Origin of the sequence: Streptomyces cinereoruber (assembly GCF_009299385.1) — a bacterium.
GTDB classification, from domain to species: domain Bacteria; phylum Actinomycetota; class Actinomycetes; order Streptomycetales; family Streptomycetaceae; genus Streptomyces; species Streptomyces bikiniensis.
Genome location: NZ_CP023693.1, coordinates 2,169,666 through 2,190,208, shown reverse-complemented (window position 1 = coordinate 2,190,208; position 20,543 = coordinate 2,169,666). Strand labels below are relative to the sequence as shown.

The 20,543-nt window shown below is 74.3% G+C and carries 20 protein-coding genes; 14 read left to right on the top strand and 6 right to left on the bottom strand.

Going from position 1 to position 20,543, the window contains the following annotated elements:
* Positions 1-22: 22 nt before the first annotated feature.
* Positions 23-304, bottom strand: coding sequence for an Lrp/AsnC family transcriptional regulator (locus tag CP977_RS09655; RefSeq protein WP_030205672.1), 282 nt, complete (start codon positions 302-304; stop codon positions 23-25).
* Positions 301-1,035 carry a rhomboid family intramembrane serine protease gene (locus CP977_RS09650; protein ID WP_152369914.1) on the bottom strand — a complete coding sequence of 245 codons (735 nt, stop codon included), beginning with the start codon at positions 1,033-1,035 and terminating at the stop codon, positions 301-303. The genes CP977_RS09655 and CP977_RS09650 overlap by 4 nt, the downstream gene beginning before the upstream one ends.
* A gap of 159 nt (positions 1,036-1,194) precedes the next feature.
* On the opposite strand from CP977_RS09650, the gene CP977_RS09645 reads away from it, so the two are divergent.
* From CP977_RS09645 to CP977_RS09625, 5 genes are all read left to right on the top strand, one after another.
* Positions 1,195-1,437: a hypothetical protein gene (locus CP977_RS09645; protein WP_015033005.1), complete on the top strand. Its 243-nt coding sequence runs from the start codon at positions 1,195-1,197 to the stop codon at positions 1,435-1,437.
* Between the two features lie 33 nt (positions 1,438-1,470).
* Positions 1,471-2,835: an NYN domain-containing protein gene (locus tag CP977_RS09640; protein WP_109185769.1), complete on the top strand. Its 1,365-nt coding sequence runs from the start codon at positions 1,471-1,473 to the stop codon at positions 2,833-2,835.
* Positions 2,836-3,090: 255 nt separating this feature from the next.
* Complete coding sequence (locus CP977_RS09635; protein WP_062756410.1) at positions 3,091-4,140, top strand: C40 family peptidase; 1,050 nt, start codon at positions 3,091-3,093, stop codon at positions 4,138-4,140.
* 194 nt (positions 4,141-4,334) lie between these two features.
* Positions 4,335-5,384, top strand: a complete 1,050-nt coding sequence (locus CP977_RS09630) for a C40 family peptidase (protein ID WP_152369913.1) — start codon at positions 4,335-4,337, stop codon at positions 5,382-5,384.
* A gap of 208 nt (positions 5,385-5,592) precedes the next feature.
* Positions 5,593-6,816, top strand: coding sequence for a hypothetical protein (locus CP977_RS09625; RefSeq protein ID WP_183953179.1), 1,224 nt, complete (start codon positions 5,593-5,595; stop codon positions 6,814-6,816).
* A 38-nt stretch (positions 6,817-6,854) separates the two neighbouring features.
* On the opposite strand, the gene CP977_RS09620 is transcribed toward CP977_RS09625, so the two are convergent.
* Positions 6,855-8,132 (bottom strand): glycosyltransferase family 87 protein, encoded by a 1,278-nt coding sequence (locus tag CP977_RS09620; RefSeq protein WP_062756411.1) that lies wholly within the window; start codon positions 8,130-8,132, stop codon positions 6,855-6,857.
* Positions 8,133-8,217: 85 nt separating this feature from the next.
* Between CP977_RS09620 and CP977_RS09615 the strand changes: the two genes are divergently transcribed.
* Positions 8,218-9,360 (top strand): glycosyltransferase family 4 protein, encoded by a 1,143-nt coding sequence (locus CP977_RS09615; protein ID WP_109185767.1) that lies wholly within the window; start codon positions 8,218-8,220, stop codon positions 9,358-9,360.
* A gap of 63 nt (positions 9,361-9,423) precedes the next feature.
* Here the strand turns inward: CP977_RS09615 and CP977_RS09610 are convergent, their stop codons facing one another.
* The gene (locus CP977_RS09610) at positions 9,424-11,220 is read right to left on the bottom strand and encodes an AMP-dependent synthetase/ligase (RefSeq protein WP_062756415.1); all 1,797 of its coding nucleotides are present in this window, start codon (positions 11,218-11,220) and stop codon (positions 9,424-9,426) included.
* Positions 11,221-11,522: 302 nt separating this feature from the next.
* Between CP977_RS09610 and CP977_RS09605 the strand changes: the two genes are divergently transcribed.
* The 6 genes from CP977_RS09605 to CP977_RS09580 all read left to right on the top strand — a co-directional run bounded on the left by CP977_RS09605 (position 11,523) and on the right by CP977_RS09580 (position 16,479).
* Complete coding sequence (locus CP977_RS09605) at positions 11,523-12,290, top strand: metallophosphoesterase family protein (protein ID WP_079131238.1); 768 nt, start codon at positions 11,523-11,525, stop codon at positions 12,288-12,290.
* 130 nt (positions 12,291-12,420) lie between these two features.
* Entirely contained in the window at positions 12,421-12,864 is a 444-nt protein-coding gene (locus CP977_RS09600; protein WP_062756419.1) for an SRPBCC family protein, read from the top strand.
* 130 nt (positions 12,865-12,994) lie between these two features.
* Positions 12,995-14,146: an ArsA family ATPase gene (locus CP977_RS09595; protein ID WP_062756421.1), complete on the top strand. Its 1,152-nt coding sequence runs from the start codon at positions 12,995-12,997 to the stop codon at positions 14,144-14,146.
* Between the two features lie 42 nt (positions 14,147-14,188).
* The gene (locus CP977_RS09590; RefSeq protein WP_062756423.1) at positions 14,189-14,629 is read left to right on the top strand and encodes a DUF5304 domain-containing protein; all 441 of its coding nucleotides are present in this window, start codon (positions 14,189-14,191) and stop codon (positions 14,627-14,629) included.
* A gap of 66 nt (positions 14,630-14,695) precedes the next feature.
* Complete coding sequence (locus tag CP977_RS09585) at positions 14,696-15,637, top strand: ROK family glucokinase (RefSeq protein ID WP_062756424.1); 942 nt, start codon at positions 14,696-14,698, stop codon at positions 15,635-15,637.
* A gap of 89 nt (positions 15,638-15,726) precedes the next feature.
* Complete coding sequence (locus tag CP977_RS09580; RefSeq protein WP_062756425.1) at positions 15,727-16,479, top strand: endonuclease/exonuclease/phosphatase family protein; 753 nt, start codon at positions 15,727-15,729, stop codon at positions 16,477-16,479.
* A 235-nt stretch (positions 16,480-16,714) separates the two neighbouring features.
* Here the strand turns inward: CP977_RS09580 and CP977_RS09575 are convergent, their stop codons facing one another.
* Together CP977_RS09575 and CP977_RS09570 are read right to left on the bottom strand one after the other, a co-directional pair.
* Positions 16,715-17,515: a hypothetical protein gene (locus CP977_RS09575; RefSeq protein ID WP_062756429.1), complete on the bottom strand. Its 801-nt coding sequence runs from the start codon at positions 17,513-17,515 to the stop codon at positions 16,715-16,717.
* Positions 17,508-18,290: an alpha/beta hydrolase gene (locus CP977_RS09570; protein ID WP_062756431.1), complete on the bottom strand. Its 783-nt coding sequence runs from the start codon at positions 18,288-18,290 to the stop codon at positions 17,508-17,510. The genes CP977_RS09575 and CP977_RS09570 overlap by 8 nt, the downstream gene beginning before the upstream one ends.
* Before the next feature lie 225 nt (positions 18,291-18,515).
* Between CP977_RS09570 and CP977_RS09565 the strand changes: the two genes are divergently transcribed.
* Together CP977_RS09565 and macS are read left to right on the top strand one after the other, a co-directional pair.
* A complete protein-coding gene (locus CP977_RS09565; RefSeq protein WP_030205630.1) occupies positions 18,516-19,247 on the top strand; it encodes a lysophospholipid acyltransferase family protein in 732 nt (243 codons plus the stop codon).
* Positions 19,248-19,317: 70 nt separating this feature from the next.
* A complete protein-coding gene (macS, locus tag CP977_RS09560) occupies positions 19,318-20,529 on the top strand; it encodes a MacS family sensor histidine kinase (RefSeq protein ID WP_062756433.1) in 1,212 nt (403 codons plus the stop codon).
* Positions 20,530-20,543: the final 14 nt, after the last annotated feature.

The window sequence follows — 20,543 nt, the reverse complement described above, 5'->3', positions numbered from 1 at the left end:
CACCCTGTGCGCGTACGGAGCCTCAGGACTCCAGACCGATGGCGAAGGCCGCCTCCAGGTCGTGCTGCGAGTACGTGCGGAACGCCACGTGCGTGTCCGTGGCCTCGACGCCCGGGATCTTGCTGATGCTGCCGGGGATCACGTCCGCGAGGTCGTCGTGGCGCGGCACCCGGACCATCGCGATCAGGTCGTACGTACCGGTCACCGAGAAGACCTCGCTGACGCTGTCGAGCGCCGCGATCGACTCGGCGATCTCGGGGATGCGGTCCACGCTGGTCTTGATGAGCACGATCGCGGTGATCACGGCTGGCTTTCTCCCTCGGTCGCCGCGGCTGGGGCTTTCACTCTATCCCCACCCCGGTAGCGCACCCAGGCGTAGAGGAAGCCGATCGCGAAGCCCACCACGTGGGCCAGATAGGCGACGCCGGGGCCCGCGCCCGCCGCCCGCGCGGCCATCCACTGGAGCGTGAACCAGAAGATCAGCACGATCCAGGCGGGGAAGCGCAGCGGCAGGAAGAAGAGGAAGGGGAACAGGCTGGTGACCCGGGAGCGCGGGAAGAGGAAGAGGAAGGCCCCGAGCACCCCGGAGATCGCCCCCGACGCCCCGACGAGGGTCTGCTCGCTGTGGGCGTGCGCCGCCGCGTACCCGGCGAGGGCGAGGTAGCCGGTGCCCAGGTAGAAGAGGGCGTACGCGAACCGGCCCATGCGCTCCTCGGCCATCGCGCCGAAGACGTACAGGAAGAGCATGTTCCCCAGCAGGTGGAGCCAGCTGCCGTGGACGAAGAGCGCGGTGAACGGGGTGAGCAGGGCGCGCGGTTCGCCGCTCATCAGCTCGGCGGGGACGACCCCCCAGCGGCGGAAGTACGAGCCCTGGGCCGCCAGGAGCGCGTCACCCGTGCCGTGCGCCGGGTTCAGACCGGAGACCGGGCTGAACGCGAAGAGGAGGCAGCAGGCGGCGATCAGTCCGTACGTCACCGCGGGCCCGCCGCGCAGGCCCCGCAGGGCGCCGGTCGCCGCGCTTCGCCAATCGATCACGGACAGATCATGGCGTACCGGTGGCGAAGTGGACAGAGTGCCTCGCCGTGCCCCCGCCGGGCCGTGAGGCCGTAGGGTTGCGGGCAGTACGACCGCAGTTCGACGGCGCACCGCGGCTCCCGCACCTGAGTACCACGCAACAGGAAGAAGGACGGCTCGATGACGACGGTTCCCCTGCCGACCGCCGAGACCCGCTGGCGCTGCACGCTCTGCGGCAACCTCACCCGCTTCGACGTGACCCGCTCGTCCAAGGTCGTCGAGTACGTCCATCTGGACCTCGCCGGGGAGCCGACGGTCGAGGAGCGGCAGGTGGTCAGTGAGACCATCGAGTCGGTCCGCTGCCGGTGGTGCAACGCGGTGGACCAGATCGAGCTGGTGGACAGGCCGGGCGCCGCCTCCTGAGGGACGGCGCGGACGACATAGGGGTGACGGATCGTGGAGCAGCCCGCGCACGGTGGAGAGTCGGCCGGCGCGGCAGGTGACGCTGCCGAGACGCTCGACCACCCACTGCCGGAAGGCGTACGGCGGCGGGTCGTCGCGCTGGTCGCCGACGCCTTCGGCGGGCTGACCGTCGCGGAGCTGCCCGCGCCCCTGCGGCAGTACGCCCGCTTCACCCCGAGCCGGCGGGCCAAGTTCGCCGGCACCGCGATGGCGGCCGCCCTGGAGAGCGACCCGCTCTTCCGGCAGCGGATCGGCGAGCGGTTCAAGCAGGGCCGGCCCGAGCTGGCCGGAGCCGTCGAGGGCGGCGCCCCGCCCGCGGCCGCCGATCCCGTCGACGTGGCGGCGGCCGCCTACGTGCTGCGCCCGCCCGGCTGGGTCAAGCTGGTCGCCGCCGCCGGCGAGGAGGCCCTGCGGGCCGACGCCGAGCGGGCCGACGAGGCCGGACGGCGCGAACTGGAGCGGCTGCGCGAGGAGCTGGCCGCCGCCCGGGACCGCTCCCGCGGCGAGACCGAGCAGTTGCGGCACGACCTCGACGCGGCCCGCAAGGAGGCCGAGTCCCTCCACCGCAAGCTGCGCAGCGCGCAGAGCGACGTGAAGCGGGGCGAGGCCGCGCTGCGCAAGGCCCGGGGCGAGATCGAGGCCGTACGGGCGGAGGCGGCGGCCCAGGTGTCGGCCGCCGAGAGCGAGAGCCGGCGGCTCAAGGCCCGGCTCGGCGAGGTCGAGGCGGCCCTGGAGGCCAGCCGCAGGAGCGCCCGCGAGGGGCGCTCGGTGGAGGACATGCGGCTGCGGCTGCTGCTCGACACGGTCCTCGACGCGGCCCAGGGGCTGCGCCGCGAGCTGGCGCTGCCGCCCGTCTCGACGCATCCGGCGGACACCGTGGACGCGGTGGAGCCGGGGCGGATGTCGCCGAAGGACATCGCGGCGCGGGCGCTCTCCGAGACCGACCCGGCGCTGCTCGACCAGCTCCTGTCGCTGCCGCAGACGCACCTGGTCGTCGACGGCTACAACGTCACCAAGACCGGCTATCCGACGATGCCCCTGGAGAAGCAGCGGCTGCGGCTGCTCGGCGGGCTCTCGGCCCTCGCGGCCCGCTCGGGCGCCGAGGTCACCTGCGTCTTCGACGGGGCGGAGCTGGCGGCCCCGGTGCTCCTCGCGCCGCCGCGCGGGGTGCGGGTGCTGTTCTCCAAGCCCGGTGTGACGGCCGACGAGTTGATCCGGCAGCTGGTGCGGGCGGAGCCGCCGGGGCGGCCGGTCGTGGTGGTCTCCACGGACCGCGAGGTGGCCGACGGGGTCGCGAAGGCGGGGGCACGGCCGGTCGCGTCCGCCTTGTTGCTGAAGCGGCTTTCGCGCCTCTCGTGACCTCTCGCAACTCCTGCGCTTTATGCCCGGATTGTGGACGGCGGTCCGTCAACCTCCCCTCACTGCCCGTGCGATGTATGTAAATAATGTGGTGCGTGAGCGAGATTTTCTCCGGTGGGATTTGAATGATCACAACTCGGTCACTAGGGTCAGGCCTCGAACCTTCGCGCGGTTGATCGCCCATCCGGGGTGACGGCGGAGGAACCGCCTGCCCCTGACCGGTCGGGCGGCTCGAGGAAGAAGGAGCTCGCCTTCGTGGCGTCCCACCGTCGACCCAAGCAGCCGAGCCGCGCCCGTGTGACCGTGCTCACCGTGACCGCGGCCGCAGCCGTCGCCCTCACCGCCCAGTCCGGCGCCCAGGCGGCCCCCGCCAAGCCCAAGATCGACGAAGTCAAGTCGAAGGTGGACGAGCTGCACCACGAGGCCGAGGAGGCCACGGAGCAGTACAACCAGGCCGACGAGCGCCGGGGCAAGCTCCAGAAGGAGATCGGCGAGCTCCAGGACAAGGTGGCCCGCGGCCAGCAGGACCTCAACACCCTGCGCGACAAGATCGGTTCGGTCGCCAGCGCCCAGTACCGCTCCGGCGGCATCGACCCGGCGCTCCAGCTCTTCCTCTCCGGCGACCCGGACACCTACCTCGACAAGGCGTCCGCGATCGACCAGCTGAGCGCCCAGCAGGCCGACGTCCTCACCGCGATCCAGGCCAAGCAGCGCACCCTCGCCCAGCAGCGCGCCGAGGCCACCGCGAAGCTCGCCGACCTCGACGGGGTCCGCAAGACCCTCGGCGAGAAGAAGCAGAAGTACCAGGGCAAGCTGGCCGAGGCCCAGAAGCTCCTCAACACCCTCACGGCCGCCGAGAAGGCCAAGATGGAGCAGGAGGAGAAGGAGAAGGAGCAGCGCGCCAGCCGCGCCGCCGGCGAGCGCGTCGACCTGGGCAACGAAGTCCCCGCGAGCGGCCTCGGCGCCGCCGCGCTCAGCGCCGCCGCCACCCGGGTCGGGTACCCGTACGTCTCCGGTCACGAGGGTCCCACCTCGTTCGACTGCTCCGGCCTGACCCAGTGGGCCTACGGGAAGGCCGGCGTCAAGCTCAGCCGCGTCACCTACACCCAGCAGAACGACGGCACGAAGATCGGCCGCAGCCAGCTCCGGCCGGGCGACCTGGTCTTCTTCAACGGCCTGTCGCACGTGGGCCTGTACGCGGGCAACAACACGATCCTGCACGCCCCCAAGCCGGGCGCCAACGTCCGCTACGAGTCCATGGACTACATGGGCACGTTCCAGTTCGGCGTCCGCATCGGCGGCTGACCCCCGCGACCCGCCGCGGCAAGCCGCCCGAACGGGTGGTTCCCCGCGACGCACGCTGACTCGACGCCCCGCCGGTGACCTGTGGTCTCCGGCGGGGCGTCACTTTGCGTGCCCGGCGCCTTCGTTGGACGGAGAGTGATCAGCGGCTACTGTCTGCCGCGCCAGTCTGCGTCGAGCCGAACGGAGCGCGATCCGTGGCGTCCCACCGCCGACCCGCCCGGGTCACCGTCCTCACCGCCGCCGCCGCGGCCACCGCGGCGGCGTCCCTCGGGGCCGTCCCCGCGAGCGCCGACCCCGGAACCGGAACCGAGACCGCCCGGACCAGGGTCGACCGCCTCTTCGAGGAGGCCGAGCGGGCCACGGAGAGCTACAACGAGGCGGACGAGAAGGCGGACGCGCTGCGCCGCACGGTCGCCCGGGCCCGCGACGGCCTGGCCCGCGGGCAGGAGCGCGTCAACCGCATGCGGGGCGTCCTCGGCTCGGTCGCCGGGGCCCAGTACCGCTCCGGCGGCATCGACCCCGCCCTCGCCCTGCTGCTCTCCTCCGACCCCGACAGCTACCTCGAACGAGCCTCCGCCCTCGACCGGCTCACCGCCCGGCAGAGCACCGCGCTCGGCGAACTCCAGCGGGAGCAGCGCCGGTTGGGCCAGCGGCGGAGCGAGGCCCGCACGGCCCTGGCCGAGCTGGAGCGCAGCCGGACCGAGGTCGCCCGCCACAAGCGCACCGTCGAGGGGAAGCTCGCCGAGGCCCGCCGGGTGCTCGCCTCCCTCACCGCCGAGGAGCGCGCCGACTTCGAGGAGCGCGCCTCCCGCACCGGGGGCCGCGAGGACGCCGGCGGCGCCCCCGGCGGACCGGCCGGGGAGACGGCGCCCGCCGCCGCGGACGCCGGACCGGTCTCCTCGCGGGTCGCCGCCGCCGTGGCCGCCGCCCGCGGCGCGGTCGGCAGGCCGTACGTGTGGGGGGCGACCGGGCCCTCCGCCTTCGACTGCTCGGGCCTGATGGTCTGGTCCTACCGCCAGGCCGGGATCAGCCTGCCCCGCACCTCCGCCGCCCAGCGGCACGCGGGCCGCCGGGTGCCGCTCTCGCACGCGCGGCCGGGGGACCTGGTCACGTACCGGAGCGACGCCAGCCACGTGGCGATCTACGTCGGGAACGGCCAGGTCATCCACGCCCCCTACCCGGGCGCCCGGGTCCGCTACGACCCGGTGAACATGATGTCGCACGTGACGGTGACCCGGGTCTGAGGCGGTCGGCGAGGGCGACCCGGCCCTGAACCGGACGACACGGGCCCGGCCGCCGGGGGCCGGGCGGACCGGGGCCCGCCGCCCGTCCCGGGAGCCGCGACCGCCCCGGGCCGGTCCGTCCCGGGCCGGTCCCTTCCGAGGGCCGTCCCGCCCGGCCCCCGGTCGGCTCGGGAGCCGTCCCCGCCGTTCGGATCGTACGATCGGAGGCGTGGCGGAGCAGGGGTACGGAGCGCGACGGCCGGCGGTCTTCTGCCTGCTGGCCCTGCTGCTCGCCCTGACGGGCCTCGTCGGCTGCGCGGAGACCGGGCCCGGCCGCGCGACCACCCGGGAGATCCAGACGCTCCTCGACGCGCACGCCAGGGCCCTCCTCGCCCGCGACGAGCCCGCCTACCGCGCCGCCCTCGACCCCGCGTACGCGCCGACCGCCCTCACCGTCTACCGGCGGCTCGCCGCGGTGCCGCTCGACGACTGGTCGTACCGGGTCACCGGCGTCGAGCGCACCGGCCCCGACCGGGTCACCGCCCGCGCCGAGCTGGGCCACCGGCTCAGGGGCCACGACCGGCGGCCCGTCACCGGCGCCCGCGTCCTGGACCTCACCGAGCGGAACGGGCGCTGGTACGTGACCGGCGAGCGGCCCGCCGAGGGCGCGCCCCGGCAGCTGTGGGAGCAGGGCGACGTCGCGGCCGTCCACGGCACCCGCTCCCTGGTCCTCGGCGCCGGCCGGGACCGGGCGCGGCTCCGGGAGATCGCGGCGGCGGCCGACCGGGCGGTCCCCGCCGTCGCAGGGGTCTGGCCCGAGGACTGGGCCCGCCGGGTGGTCGTCCTCGTGCCCGGCTCCCTGGACGCCATGGGGCAGCTCCTCGGGGCGCCGGGGGACTCCTACCGGGGGATAGCGGCCGTCACCACGGGCGAGACCAAGGGCGGGGCGGACGCGCCCGCCGACCGGGTGATCGTCAACCCCGACGCGTACGGGGTCCTCGGCGACTTCGGCCGGCAGCTCGTCCTCACCCACGAGACCGTCCACGTCGCCACCCGCACCCACACCACCCCGTCGACCCCGATCTGGCTCTCCGAGGGCTTCGCGGACTGGGTCGCCTACCGGGACGCCGACCGCACCCCCGCACAGGCCGCCCCCGAGCTGCGCCGCGCGGTCCAGGGCGGCGAACCGCCCGTCCGTCTCCCGGAGGACGCCGACTTCTCCTTCGGCGGGGACGCGGAGTCCCTGGCGCGGGCCTACGAGGGCGGCTGGCTGGCCTGCGAGATGGTCGCGGAGCGCTGGGGCGAGGAGAGACTGACCGCGTTCTACCGTGCGGTGGGCGCGCACCCGGGCCGGGAGGGCGCGGTGGAGAACGCCCTCCACGACGTCCTGGGCACCACCCCGGAGGAGTTCACCGAGTCCTGGCGGACGTACGTGCGGGAGCAGCTCGGATAGGCCCGTCCGGCGCACCACCGTCGCAGGGGCGTCCTCCCTCAGCGGGACGAGCCCGACAAGGCCCCCTCGGAGTCCGGGCGGGAGGCCTGCGCGGGGACGGTCGCGGTGGTGAGGCGCGGTTCCGTGACCGTCTGGTGCCACAGGATCCGGCAGGCCAGGACGGCGGCGGCGACCAGCAGGCCGTTGCGGGTGAAGAGCACCGCCATGCCCAGCGGATCGCTCCGCGTCACGTGCCAGAACCACACCGGGAACTCGAACTGCGTCACCGCCGTCGCCCAGACCACCAGGTGCGCGGGCCGCTCCATCCGGCTCGACCGGAAGGCCAGGCACACCGCCGCCAGACCGATCAGCCACAGCATGTACTGCGGGGAGAGCACCCGGCTCGTCAGCGTGAAGAGCAGCACCGCCACGAAGGCCGCGTCCGCCACCGTCGAGGAGACGAACCGGCGCGCCCTGATCCGCCACAGCAGCAGCCAGCCGAAGGCGCCGATCGTCACCGCCATCGCGGCCGTCGACACCGCGGACACGTACGGGCCGAGGAACTCCATCGAGCCGTAGTTCATCCGCACCTCGCCCTCCCAGCCGAAGTGCCGCAGCACGTGGAAGACCGTCGCGCCCAGCGACTCCACCTCGGTGCCCCGGTCCCGTTGGAAGGTGAGGAAGGAGAGCGCCCCCGGCTTCCACAGCACGCACAGCAGCAGCACTCCGGCCGCCGCGCCCGCCGCCGCCGACCAGGAGCGGAGCGTCGCCCGCCCCTTCGGGGTGCCCACGAGCACCAGCGCCGGCCACACCTTCAGGACCGCCCCGAAACCGGCGAGCGCGCCGAGGACCCGGGGACTGCGGCCGGCCGCGAGGAGCCCCGCCACCGCGACGGCGGTCACCATCACGTCGTACCGGGCGTACGCGGTCGGGCCGAGCAGCGCGACGCCCGCCAGCCAGATCCAGGCGCCCCGGGACGTCCGGCCCGCCCGGCGGCCCGTGTACAGGAGGAGGCCGAAGACCAGCGCGTCGCAGAGCAGGGCGAGGACGAAGAAGGCGGCTGCGTAGCCGAGGAACGGCAGCAGGTCGGGGGCGATCATCACGAACGCCGCCGCCGGCGGGTACTGCCAGGTGACGTCGTCCCGCGGGTACGTGCCGTCCCGCAGCACCTCGTACCAGCCCCGGTAGATGTTCTCGACGTCGTACGCGATGTCCGGCCCCGGGACCTCCACGACGTCGAACACGCAGAGCAGGAGCAGGACCCGGGTGAGCCCCCAGAGGCCGACCGGGAGCCACAGGCCCGCGCGCGATCCCTTCCCCGCCGCGCCCGTCGTCACGTGACTCGTCCTCGTCGGGTCGGCCCGCTCGCGCGGGGGAGTGGTGGTGCCGGGCTGGGGGTGCCATCGCGTACTGTCGGCCACGATGCACAAGACCCTGATCGTAACCAACGACTTCCCGCCGCGTCCCGGGGGAATCCAGGCCTTCCTGCACAACATGGCCCTGCGCCTGGACCCCCAGCAGGTCGTGGTCTACGCCTCCACGTGGAAGCGGGGCCGCGAAGGGGCCGAGGCGACGGCCGCGTTCGACGCCGAACAGCCCTTCACCGTCGTCCGGGACCGCACCACCATGCTGCTGCCCACTCCCCGGGTGACCGCCCGCGCCACCGCGCTGCTGCGCGAACACGGCTGTGAGTCCGTGTGGTTCGGCGCCGCGGCCCCGCTCGGCCTGATGGCCCCCGCCCTGCGCCGGGCCGGCGCCCGGCGGCTGGTCGCCACCACCCACGGCCACGAGGCGGGCTGGGCCCAACTGCCCGCCGCCCGGCAGTTGCTGCGCCGCATCGGCGAGGGCACCGACACGATCACCTACCTCGGCGAGTACACCCGCTCCCGGATCGCCTCGGCCCTCACGCCCGCCGCCGCCGGCCGGATGGTCCAGCTCCCGCCCGGCGTGGACGAGAAGACCTTCCACCCCGGCTCCGGCGGCGACGAGGTCCGCGCCCGCCTCGGGCTCAGCGACCGCCCCGTCGTCGTCTGCGTCTCCCGGCTCGTCCCGCGCAAGGGCCAGGACACCCTGATCAGGGCCCTGCCGGGCATCCTGCGCCGGGTCCCCGACGCCGTCCTCCTGATCGTCGGCGGCGGCCCGTACGAGAAGGACCTGCGGCGCCTGGCCGCCGAGACCGGCGTGGCCGGATCCGTACGCTTCACCGGCGCCGTCCCCTGGGCCGAACTGCCCGCCCACTACGGGGCCGGCGACGTCTTCGCCATGCCCTGCCGCACCCGGCGCGGCGGCCTCGACGTCGAGGGCCTCGGCATCGTCTACCTGGAGGCCTCCGCCACCGGCCTGCCCGTCGTCGCGGGCGACTCCGGCGGCGCCCCCGACGCCGTCCTCGACGGCGAGACCGGCTGGGTCGTGCGCGGCGACTCCCCGGAGGAGACCGCCGACCGCGTCACCGCCCTCCTCCTCGACCCCGAACTCCGCGCCCGCATGGGCGAGCGGGGCCGGGCCTGGGTGGAGGAGAAGTGGCGCTGGGACCTGCTCGCGGAGCGGCTGCGCGAGCTGCTCTGAGCGGTACGTACGTGAGGAGGCCCCGGACGCATCGTCCGGGGCCTCCTCACGTACGTACCGGGCTCAGCCCCGGTAGATCGCCTCGATCTCGTCCGCGAAGTCCTTCGCCACCACGTTCCGCTTCAGCTTCAGGGACGGGGTGATGTGCCCCGCCTCCTCCGTGAACTGGGCGGGCAGCACACGGAACTTGCGGACCGACTCCGCCTTGGACACCGCCGCGTTGCCGTCGTCGATCGCCCGCTGGACCTCCGCCAGGAGCTCCGGGTCCTCGCGCAGGGACGCCGCCGTCGCACCGGCCGGCTTGCCGTGCTCGGACGCCCAGCGGCCGAGGAACTCCTCGTCCAGGGTGACGAGCGCGCCCACGAACGGGCGCCCGTCGCCGACCACCATGCACTCCGCGACCAGCGCGTGCGCCCGGATCCGGTCCTCGATGACCGCCGGGGCGACGTTCTTGCCGCCCGCCGTCACCAGGATCTCCTTCTTCCGGCCGGTGATCGCCAGGTAGCCGTCCTCGTCGAGCGTGCCGATGTCGCCCGTGTGGAACCAGCCGTCGGCGAGGGCCTCGGCCGTCGCCGCCTCGTTGTTCCAGTACCGCGAGAAGACGTGCTCGCCGTGCAGCAGCACCTCGCCGTCGTCGGCGATCCGCACCACCGAGCCCGGCAGCGGCTGCCCGACCGTGCCGATCTTCTGCCGGTCCCACGGGTTGAACGCGGTCGCCGCGCACGACTCCGTCAGGCCGTAGCCCTCCAGGACGGTGAAGCCGATGCCCCGGAAGAAGTGGCCGAGCCGCTCGCCCAGCGGCGCGCCGCCCGAGATCGCGTACTCGCCGCGCCCGCCGAGCACCGCCCGCAGCTTGCCGAAGACCAGCTTGTCGAAGACCTTGTGCTTCAGCCTCAGGCCGAGGGACGGGCCCTGCGGGGTGCCGAGCGCCCGGCTGTACGCGATGGCCGTCTGCGCGGCCCGGTCGAAGATCTTGCCCTTGCCGTCGGCCTGCGCCTTCGCCCGCGCCGAGTTGTAGACCTTCTCGAAGACCCGGGGGACGCCCAGGATCAGCGTCGGCCGGAACGAGGCCAGCTCGTCCGTGAGGTTCTTGATGTCCGGGACGCAGCCCAGCCGGATCGGCGCCATCACGGACGCCACCTCGACGAGCCGCCCGAAGACGTGCGCGGCCGGCAGGAAGAGCAGCACCGAGCACTCGCCGGTACGGAAGAGGGGCTTCAGCCGCTCGACCACGTTGCCGCACTCGGCGAAGAAGGCCCGGTGGGTCAGGACGCAGCCCTTGGGGCGGCCCGTGGTGCCCGAGGTGTAGACGATCGTCGCCGGGTCGTCCGCGTTCGCCGCCGACATGCGCGCGTCGAGCAGCTCGTCGGAGACGCCGGCGCCCTCGGCGGTGAGGCGCGCGACGGCGTCGTCCTCGATCCGCCACACGCTCTTCAGCTCCGGCAGGTCCGCACGGACCGAGGCCACCGACTCCTCGTGCGCCGCGCTCTCCACCAGGACGGCGGCCGCGCCCGAGTCGCCGAGGATCCACTGGATCTGCTCCGGCGAGCTGGTCTCGTACACCGGCACGGTCACGCCGCCCGCACTCCAGATCGCGAAGTCGAGGAGCACCCACTCGTAGCGCGTGCGGGAGAGCAGCGCGACCCGGTCGCCCGGCTCCACCCCCGCGGCGATCAGGCCCTTGGCGACCCCCCGGACCTCGGCGAGGAACTCGGTGGCGGTGACGTCCGTCCAGACGCCGTCGATCTTGCGCCCCATCACGGCGACGTCTGGGTGCTGGGAGGCGTTGCGGCGGATGAGATCCGTCAGGTTGCCGTCCGTGGGGACCTCGTACAGGGCCGGAAGGCTGAACTCGCGCAAGACTGCTGCTCCTCATCGGGCGCCGGCGCCACGGCTCTGTGTGATGCACCGGTCGGTCCATGTTCGGTCAGGTGCTCAGTGGGGGTGAGCACGACTGGACCGCCCGGACGTTACCCACCAGTACATGGTTCCCGATAGGGGGTCCCGGCCAGATGTTCCGTGCGTCACACACGCGTGGCGGTGCTCCGTGAACAGTAGTCCACCCGTTTCCCGACGCGGAAGTAACCGCAGGTAGGGGGGTTGGAGCCGGCCCTTCGCCCGATTCCCGGGCCGGCCCCCGGGGCGCCCCCTAAGGTGGCTCCATGCGAGTCCATGTGGTCAGTGACGTGCACGGCAACGCCGGAGACCTCGCCCGTGCGGGGGAGGGCGCCGACGCCCTGATATGCCTCGGGGACCTGGTCCTCTTCCTCGACTACGCCGACCACAGCCGGGGCATCTTCCCCGACCTCTTCGGCACCGAGAACGCCCACCTGCTCGTCGAGCTGCGCACCGCCCGCCGCTTCGACGAGGCCCGCGACCTGGGCCGCCGCCTCTGGGCCGAGCTGGGCATCGACCGCACCACCGCCATCGAGGCCGCCGTGCGCCGCCAGTACGCCGAACTCTTCGCCGCCTTCCCCACCCCCACGTACGCCACCTACGGGAACGTGGACATCCCCCGCTTCTGGCCCGAGTTCGCCCGGCCCGGGACGACCGTCCTCGACGGGCAGCGGATCGAGCTCGGCGGCCTCGTCGTCGGCTTCGTCGGCGGGGGCCTGCGCACCCCGATGCGCACGCCGTACGAGATCTCCGACGAGGAGTACGCGGCGAAGGTCGAGGCGCTCGGCGAGGTCGACGTCCTCTGCTCCCACATCCCGCCGGAGGTGCCGGACCTGACCTACGACACGGTGGCCCGCCGCTTCGAGCGCGGCAGCCGGGCCCTGTTGGACGCGATCCGGCGCACCCGGCCGCGCTACGCCCTCTTCGGCCACGTCCACCAGCCGCTGGCCCGGCGGATGCGGATCGGCGCGACCGAGTGCGTCAACGTCGGGCACTTCGCCTCCACCGGCAGACCCTTCGCCCTGGAGTGGTGATCTCCCAGGCCCCGGAGCGCGATCCCCGGCCTTCCCGTGGCGGGTCCGGGCCCGGGGCGCGATAGCCTGCCGTCGGCACGCCCGTGCCCCCCTGACTTCCGCCGGACCGCACAGTGGAGGAGCCACCGCGATGGCCGAACACACCAGCTCGAGCATCACCGTCGAGGCGGCGCCGGCCGACGTCATGGGCGTGATCGCCGACTTCGCCCGCTACCCCGAGTGGACGGGCGAGGTGAAGGAGGCAGAGGTCCTGGAGAAGGACGCCGCCGGCCGCGCGGAGAAGGTCCGGCTGCTTCTCGACGCGGGCGCGATCAAGGACGACCACACCCTGGCGTACACCTGGACCGGCGCCCACGAGGTCAGCTGGACCCTGGTCAAGTCCCAGATGCTCCGCTCCCTCGACGGCTCCTACCGCCTCGCCCCGCTCGACGGCGGCAAGCGCACCGAGGTCACCTACCAGCTGACCGTCGACGTCAAGATCCCCATGCTCGGCATGATCAAGCGCAAGGCCGAGAAGGTCATCATCGACCGCGCCCTGGCGGGCCTGAAGAAGCGCGTGGAATCCGGCGCGTAGGCGCTGCGCGGCGGGGCGGGGTACGACTTCTCCGGGGTACGGCTCCGGCGGTACGGCCCTGGCCAGTGGGCCCGGTCGTCCGGCAGGGGCGCCGGGACCGCCCCCGCCGGAGGCGGGTAGCGTCCTCCACATGCGGATCATCCTTGTCACCGGCCTCGGCGGCGCCGGGCGCACCACCGTGGCCGCCGCGACCGCCCTCGCCGAGGCGCGGGCCGGGCGGCGGGTGCTGCTCGTCTCCGAGGACGCGGAGGGCGTCGAGGACACCGGAGGGTCGGCGGGCCACGGGGACCTCCGGGTGCTGCGGCCCGAGCCCGCCGCCGACTTCCGCCGCGAGTTCCTCGCCCTCCAGGCCCGCTCCGGCACCGCCCTCGACCTGCTCGGCGCCGCGCCCTTCGAGGACGCCGAGCTGACCGAACTGCCCGGCAGCCGCCCCTTCGCCCTGCTGCGGGCCCTGCGCGAGGCCGCCGGGGGCGACCACGAACTCGCCGTCGTGGACCTGCCCCCGCTCCCCGAGGCCCTCGCCCTCCTCGCCCTGCCCGAGCAGCTCCGCCGCTACCTGCACCGGCTCCTGCCCCCGGAGCGGCAGGCCGCCCGCGCCCTGCGCCCGATGCTCGCCCAGCTCGCCGGGGTCCCCATGCCCGCGCAGTGGCTGTACGGGACCACCGCCCGCTGGGAGGCCGAACTCGCCGCCGTCCAGGCCGTCGTGGAGGACCCCGCCACCACCGTCCGGCTCGTCCTCGAACCCGGGCCCGCCGCCACCCGCGCCCTGCGCACCGCACGCCTCGGCCTCGCCCTCCACCGCCTCTCCCTCGACGCCGTCGTCGCCAACCGGCTCCTGCCCGCCGGCTCCGAGGACCCCTGGCTCGCCGGACTGACCGCCGAGCAGCACCGGCACCTGGCGGAGCTCCGCGCCGGCGCCGGCGACGCGCTCCACGAGCTCCCGCACCTCGGCCGCGCCCCGCGCGGCGCCGACGACCTCGCCCTCCTCGCCCCCGCCCGGACCGGTGCCGCGCCCGCGCCCGTGCCCGAGTGGACCGTCGAGGACCGGCGCGACGAGGACGGCGTCCTCGTCTGGCACGTCACCCTGCCCGGCGCCGCCAAGGAGGAGCTCTCCCTCGTCCGGCGCGGCGACGAGCTGCTCCTGGCCGCGGGCCCGTTCCGCCGCAACCTCCCCCTCCCCGGCGCCCTCCGCCGCTGCACCGTCACCGGCGCCGGCCTCGTGGACGGCGACCTCCGCGTCCGCTTCACCCCCGACCCCGGACTCTGGCCCCGTACGTCATGACGCCCGTGTACCGTCGAAGTACAGCCGACTGAGGAGTGCGCCATGAGCGATCCGGACGCCTGGGCCAAGGCGTGCGCCGAGGACCTGGAGGCGGAGAAGGCCCGCCGCAGGGCCGAGCACGGGGCCGGGCCGGGACCGGCCGCCGAGGAGTTCCGCAAGCTCTTCGACGCCGTCGCGGGCAAGGTCTCCGAAGGCTTCGGGAACCCGCTCCTCGCGGGGCAGGCCGCGCGGACCGTCCAGCAGCTCGTCCAGCAGGCGAAGGCCGCCGTCGAGCCCGTCGTCGAGCGCAACCCGCAGGTCTTCGACCACCTCGCCGCCGCCGGCGGCGAACTCCTCGCCGCCTACCGCTCCGCCGTCGAGGGCCACGAGACCCGCTGGACCCGGAAGGACACCCCCGCCGAAGAGCCCCCGCGCGAGGCACCGAAGCCGCCCCGCGAGGACGGCGAAGGGCCCGGAACCGGCCAGCACATCGACCTGGATTGATCAGGACGCCCCTCCCCCTCGGGTACGGTGGGCCCTAGCGGGGCTCGACCGAAAACTGAGGGACACATGGGACTCACCATCGGCGTCGACATCGGCGGCACGAAGATCGCGGCCGGCGTGGTCGACGAGGAGGGCAACATCCTCGACACCCACAAGGTGCCCACCCCGCCGACCCCCGAGGGCATCGTCGACGCGATCAGCACCGCGGTCTCCCAGGCCGGCAAGGGCCACGCGATCGAGGCCGTGGGCATCGGTGCCGCCGGCTACGTGGACGACAAGCGTGCCACCGTCCTCTTCGCGCCCAACATCGACTGGCGGCACGAGCCGCTCAAGGACAAGGTCGAGCAGCGCGTCGGCCTGCCCGTCGTCGTGGAGAACGACGCCAACGCCGCCGCCTGGGGCGAGTACCGCTTCGGCGCCGGCCAGGGCCACGAGGACGTCATCTGCATCACCCTCGGCACCGGCCTCGGCGGCGGCATCATCATCGGCAACAAGCTGCGCCGCGGCCGCTTCGGCGTGGCCGCCGAATTCGGCCACATCCGGGTCGTCCCCGACGGCCTGCTCTGCGGCTGCGGCAGCCAGGGCTGCTGGGAGCAGTACGCCTCCGGCCGCGCCCTCGTCCGGTACGCCCGGCAGCGCGCCAACGCCACCCCGGAGAACGCCGAGGTCCTGCTGAGCCTCGGCGACGGCACCCCCGAGGGCATCGAGGGCCGGCACGTCAGCCAGGCCGCCCGCGCCGGCGACCCGGTCGCCGTCGACTCCTTCCGGGAGCTGGCCCGCTGGGCCGGCGCCGGCCTCGCCGACCTGGCCTCGCTCTTCGACCCCTCGGCGTTCATCGTCGGCGGCGGCGTCTCGGACGAGGGCGACCTCGTCCTCGACCCGATCCGCAAGTCCTTCCGGCGCTGGCTGATCGGCGGCCAGTGGCGCCCGCACGCCCAGGTCCTCGCCGCCCGGCTCGGCAACAAGGCCGGTCTGGTCGGCGCCGCGGACCTGGCCCGCCAGGGCTGACCCGTACGGAAGCATCCGCGAGGAGCCATACGACGACCGCCCGCCGCGTCCCCTCGGACCCGGCGGGCGGTCGTCGTATGTTGGCCCCCATGGCGATCACCGAACTGCCCAACTCCCGCACCGAGGACGACGGTTCGGCCGTCCTCCGGGTCCTGAGCTACAACGTCCGCTCGATGCGCGACGACGAGGACGCCCTCGCCCGGGTCGTCCGGGCCTGCGCCCCGGACGTCGTCTTCGTCCAGGAGGCCCCGCGCTTCTTCCGCTGGCGCAAGCACGCCGCCCGGCTCGCCGCCAAGAGCGACCTCGTCGTCCTCAGCGGCGGCGCCACCGCCGCGGGCCCCCTGCTGCTCTGCTCCCTGCGGGCCACCGTGGAACGCACCGAGGACGTGCTGCTCCCGCTCACCCCGGGCCTGCACCGCCGGGGCCTGGCGACGGCGGTCGTCCGCTTCGCGGGGGCCCGGGTCGGGCTGATCAGCTGCCACCTGAGCCTGCGGAAGGACGAGCGGTACGCCCAGGCCGGCCTGGTCCTCGACCGGGTCGCCGCCCTCGGCACCCCGCACGTCCTCGTCGGCGGCGACCTCAACGAACGGCCCGGCGGCCCCGCCTTCACCCGGCTCACCGGGAAGCTCAGGGACGGCTGGGCCGAGGCCCCGTGGGGCGGCGAGTACACCTCGATCCCCGAGGACCCCCACCAGCGCATCGACGCGGTCCTGGCCACCCCGGGCGTCGAGTTCCTCGGCTGCGGGGTCCCGACGGACCTGGACCCCGCCGACCTGAGGGCCGCCACCGACCACCTGCCGGTCCTCGCGGCTGTCCGGGTGCCCGCCGCACCGAGCCCGTGACCCAGGGCGTGTCCGGCGGGTCATGGCCGGGGCCGCGACGCCCGGCACGGCTCCCCCCCCCGTAGCCCTTCGGGCACGGGAGGTGCCCCCACGCCGCGTTGCCGGAGCGGGTCGGTGGCGGAGCCGTCGGGCCGTTTCGGCGCCTTGCGAGCCTTCCCCCGGGCCCTTGCGGGCCCGGGGAGGCCCCATGCACCGGACGCCGCGGCCTGTCCGACCCCGATCCGCCGGACAGGCCCTAGACGACCGCCCCGCGGCCCGGATCGTCGAAGCCGTCGTCGTCCTCGTCGTCGTGCTTCATGCGCGCGACCAGGGTCGCGAAGCCGCCCAGGAAGCCGCCCACGCAGAGCGTCGTCAGCCACCACGTCATGTCCCACTGGAGCAGGACGGCCACGAGAAGCAGCACCGGGCCGCCGACCACGCCGAGCCAGGCGAACTTGGCCGCCGCGTCCGCCTCCGGCAGCGGGGGCGGCTCCGGCGGCACGAAGTGGCCCTCGTCGGAGCCCGCCGGGCCGTCCTCCGGCTCGGCGGGGGAGTAGTCCCGGGGGCCGGCGGGCCGCACCCCGGGCGCGAACACGATCGAGCCGCCGAGCGCCGGCTTCTCCGGACCGGCGCCGGTCCCGTCCGCCTCCGGCTCCTCGCCGGCCCCGGCCTCCTCCGCCGCCCCCGACTTCCCGCCGGCCGCGGACCCGCCGCTCCCGGACCCACTGCCCCCGGACGCACCGCTCCCGCTCGCGGGCCCGTCCTTCCCCGGCCCGTCCTCCGCCTCCGGCCTTCCGGCCGTCCTCGGCTTCCAGGCCGCGTCCGGCTTCCCGGCCGCCTTCGGCGCGGGCGCGCCCCCCGAACCGGCCCCGGTCCCGTCGCCGTCCCCGTCGAGGTCCTCCGGCTCCGGCAGGGACAGGTTCTCGATCGGCCGGAACGGCTTCGTCCCCGGAGGGTCCGCGGGCTCCTCGCCGTACCCCGCGACGATCGCGGCCCAGGCCGCCTCCTCGTCGATGGGCTGCGGATCCCGGTCTCCGCCGTCCTGCTGCTCAGCCACCGCTCCTGCTCCCCTTCCCGCCGACCCGTTCCGGGGCGAGACGCTCGACGAAGGCCCAGCTCTCGTCGAAGATCCGCTCCGCGTCATGGTCCAACGTCGCCACGTGGTAGCTCTGTTCCAGCAGGACCTCCCGGACGTCCGTCGAGGAGACCCGGCTCAGGATCCTGGCCGAGTCGGCCGGGGGCACCACGTGGTCCTGCGGGCTGTGCAGCAGCACGAGGGGCTGCGTGACCTGCGGCAGCTCCCCGTCCACCGTACGGAAGAACCGGCGCAGGGAGTGCGCCGCGTGCAGCGGCACCCGGTCGTAGCCGACCTCCGTCACGCCCTCCTTGGCGATGTCGTTGGCCACGCCCTTCGTGGTGGGGACCAGGTGCCGGACGACCGGCAGCGCGTGCGCGGCCACGCCGTGCACCTTGTTCCCCGGGTTGACCAGGACGAGCCCCCGCACCGCGTCCCCGTGCCGGGCCGCGAGCCGCAGTGCGAGCGCCCCGCCCATGGAGAGGCCGAAGACGAAGACGGTCGAGCACCGCTCCCGCAGCTCGCGCAGCGCCCGGTCCACCTCGGCGTACCAGTCGTGCCAGGTGGTGATCCGCATGTCCTGCCAGCGGGTGCCGTGCCCCGGCAGCAGCGGCACCGACACCGACAGGCCGCGTTCGGCCAGGTACTCGGCCCACGGCCGCATCGACTGCGGGGAACCGGTGAATCCGTGACAGAGGAGGACGCCGACCTCTCCGCCCTCATGGCGGTACGGCTCGGCTCCGGGAAGGACCGGCACCAAGGTCTCCTGTTCGCTCGGCTTCGCGTTCGCCCCCGGACGCGTCCCCGGATGCGCCCTGGGTGCGCCTCCGGTGCGCCGAAGCGACGGAAAATGGGGAAGGGACTTCACCGTACGCGACCGGACCGACACCGACCAGGGCCGTAGCGGGGGGCGTACGCCGGTACGGGATAAAGTCGGGGCCCTACGGCACACGGAAGGCATGGCGAGTTGATCTACGGCGCAATGAAGTTCTCCCTCGGCGGGTCCCTGAAGCTCGCCTTCCGGCCCTGGGTGGAGGGCCTGGAGAACGTTCCCGCCGACGGGCCCGCCATCCTGGCGAGCAACCACCTGTCCTTCTCGGACTCCTTCTTCCTGCCGGCCGTGCTCGACCGCAAGGTCACCTTCATCGCCAAGGCCGAGTACTTCACCACCCCCGGCGTGAAGGGCAAGCTCACCGCCGCCTTCTTCAAGGGCGTCGGCCAGCTCCCGGTGGACCGCTCGGGCGCCCGGGGCGCCGGCGAGGCCGCCATCAGGGCCGGCATCGAGGTCATCGAGGGCGGCGGCCTCTTCGGCATCTACCCCGAGGGCACCCGCTCGCCGGACGGGCGCCTCTACCGGGGCAAGCCCGGCGGCCTGGCCCGGGTCGCCCTGGCCACCGGCGCGCCCGTGATCCCGGTCGCCATGATCGACACCGAGAAGATCCAGCCGCCCGGCAAGCTCGTCCCCAAGCTGATGCGCCCGGGGATCCGGATCGGCAAGCCGCTGGACTTCACCCGCTACCAGGGCATGGAGGGGGACCGCTTCATCCTCCGCTCGGTGACCGACGAGGTCATGTACGAGATCATGAAGCTGTCCGGCCAGGAGTACGTCGACATCTACGCCACCGCCGCCAAGCGGCAGATCGCGGAGGCGGAGAAGGCCGCCAAGGAGGCGGTGAAGGCCGAGATCGCCGCCCGCGAGGAGTCGGGGGCGTAAGCGCGCGGGAGCGAGCAGGGAGCGCGAGCAGGGAGAACCGCCCCGCCGGGGCGACGGGGGTGGGGGAGAGATGGTCAAGCGCGAGCGCGTCGTACGCATGTCGGTCGAGCAGCCGCTGTGGCGGGCCCTGACCGGCTACCGCGTCCTGACCATGGTCTACGCGGTCCTGATCTTCGTCACCGGCCGGGACCGGTACGAGCGGCCCTGGATCGGCGTCGTCTACCTGGCGGTGATGTGCGTCTGGACCCTCGCCACCCTCCCCAGGGTGGCGAACGCGGCCGGCTGCACCAGGCGCTTCCTCGGCGCCGACCTCACCGTCGCCCTCACCGGCATCCTCCTCACCCCGCTCGCCGACGCCCACGCCCAGACGATCGACGGCCCCACCCTGCCCTCCATATGGACCGCGGGGTCCGTCCTCGCGTTCGCCATCAAGGGCGGCTGGCGCTGGGCCGGCTTCGCCTCCTCCCTCGTCGCCGTCGCCAACATCGTCGAGCGCGGCCACCCCACCCGGGACACCGTCCACAACGTGATCCTGGTCTGGGTCGCCTCCATCGCCATCGGATACGTCGTCGAGGTCGCCCGCGCCTCCGAGCGCACCCTCGCCCGCGCCCTGGAGATCGAGGCCGCCACCCGGGAGCGGGAGCGGCTCGCCCGCGACATCCACGACAGCGTCCTCCAGGTCCTCGCGATGGTGCAGCGGCGCGGCACCGCCCTCGGCGGCGAGGCCGCCGAACTGGGCAGGATGGCCGGCGAGCAGGAGGTGGCCCTGCGCACCCTGGTGGCGGGCGGGCTCGCCCGGCCCAGCCTGGTCTCCGAGGACGAGTCCGAGGGGGCCGTGGTCCGGGTCGTGGAGGTGGACGACGAGCCCGACGAGTCCGCCCCCGTCGACCTGCGCGTCCTGATCGCCCCGCGCGCCGGGGCCCGGGTCACCCTCTCCGAGCCGGGCGCGCCGGTCCTCCTGCCGCCGCCCGCCGCCCGCGAGCTGGCCGCCGCCGTCGGCGCCGCCCTGGACAATGTGAGGGTGCACGCGGGCGAGGGTGCCCACGCCTGGATCCTGATCGAGGACTGGCCCGACGAGGTGATCGTCACCGTCCGGGACGACGGACCGGGCATCCCGGAGGGTCGCCTCGCGCAGGCGGAGGGCGAGGGCCGGATGGGCGTCGCCCTCTCCATCCGGGGGAGGCTGCGGGACCTGGGCGGCAGCGCCGAGGTCGTCTCGGTCCCCGGGCAGGGCACGGAAGTCGAGTTGAAGGTCCCACGGGGGAAGGCGGAGAAGCAGTGAACGAGCAGCCGATC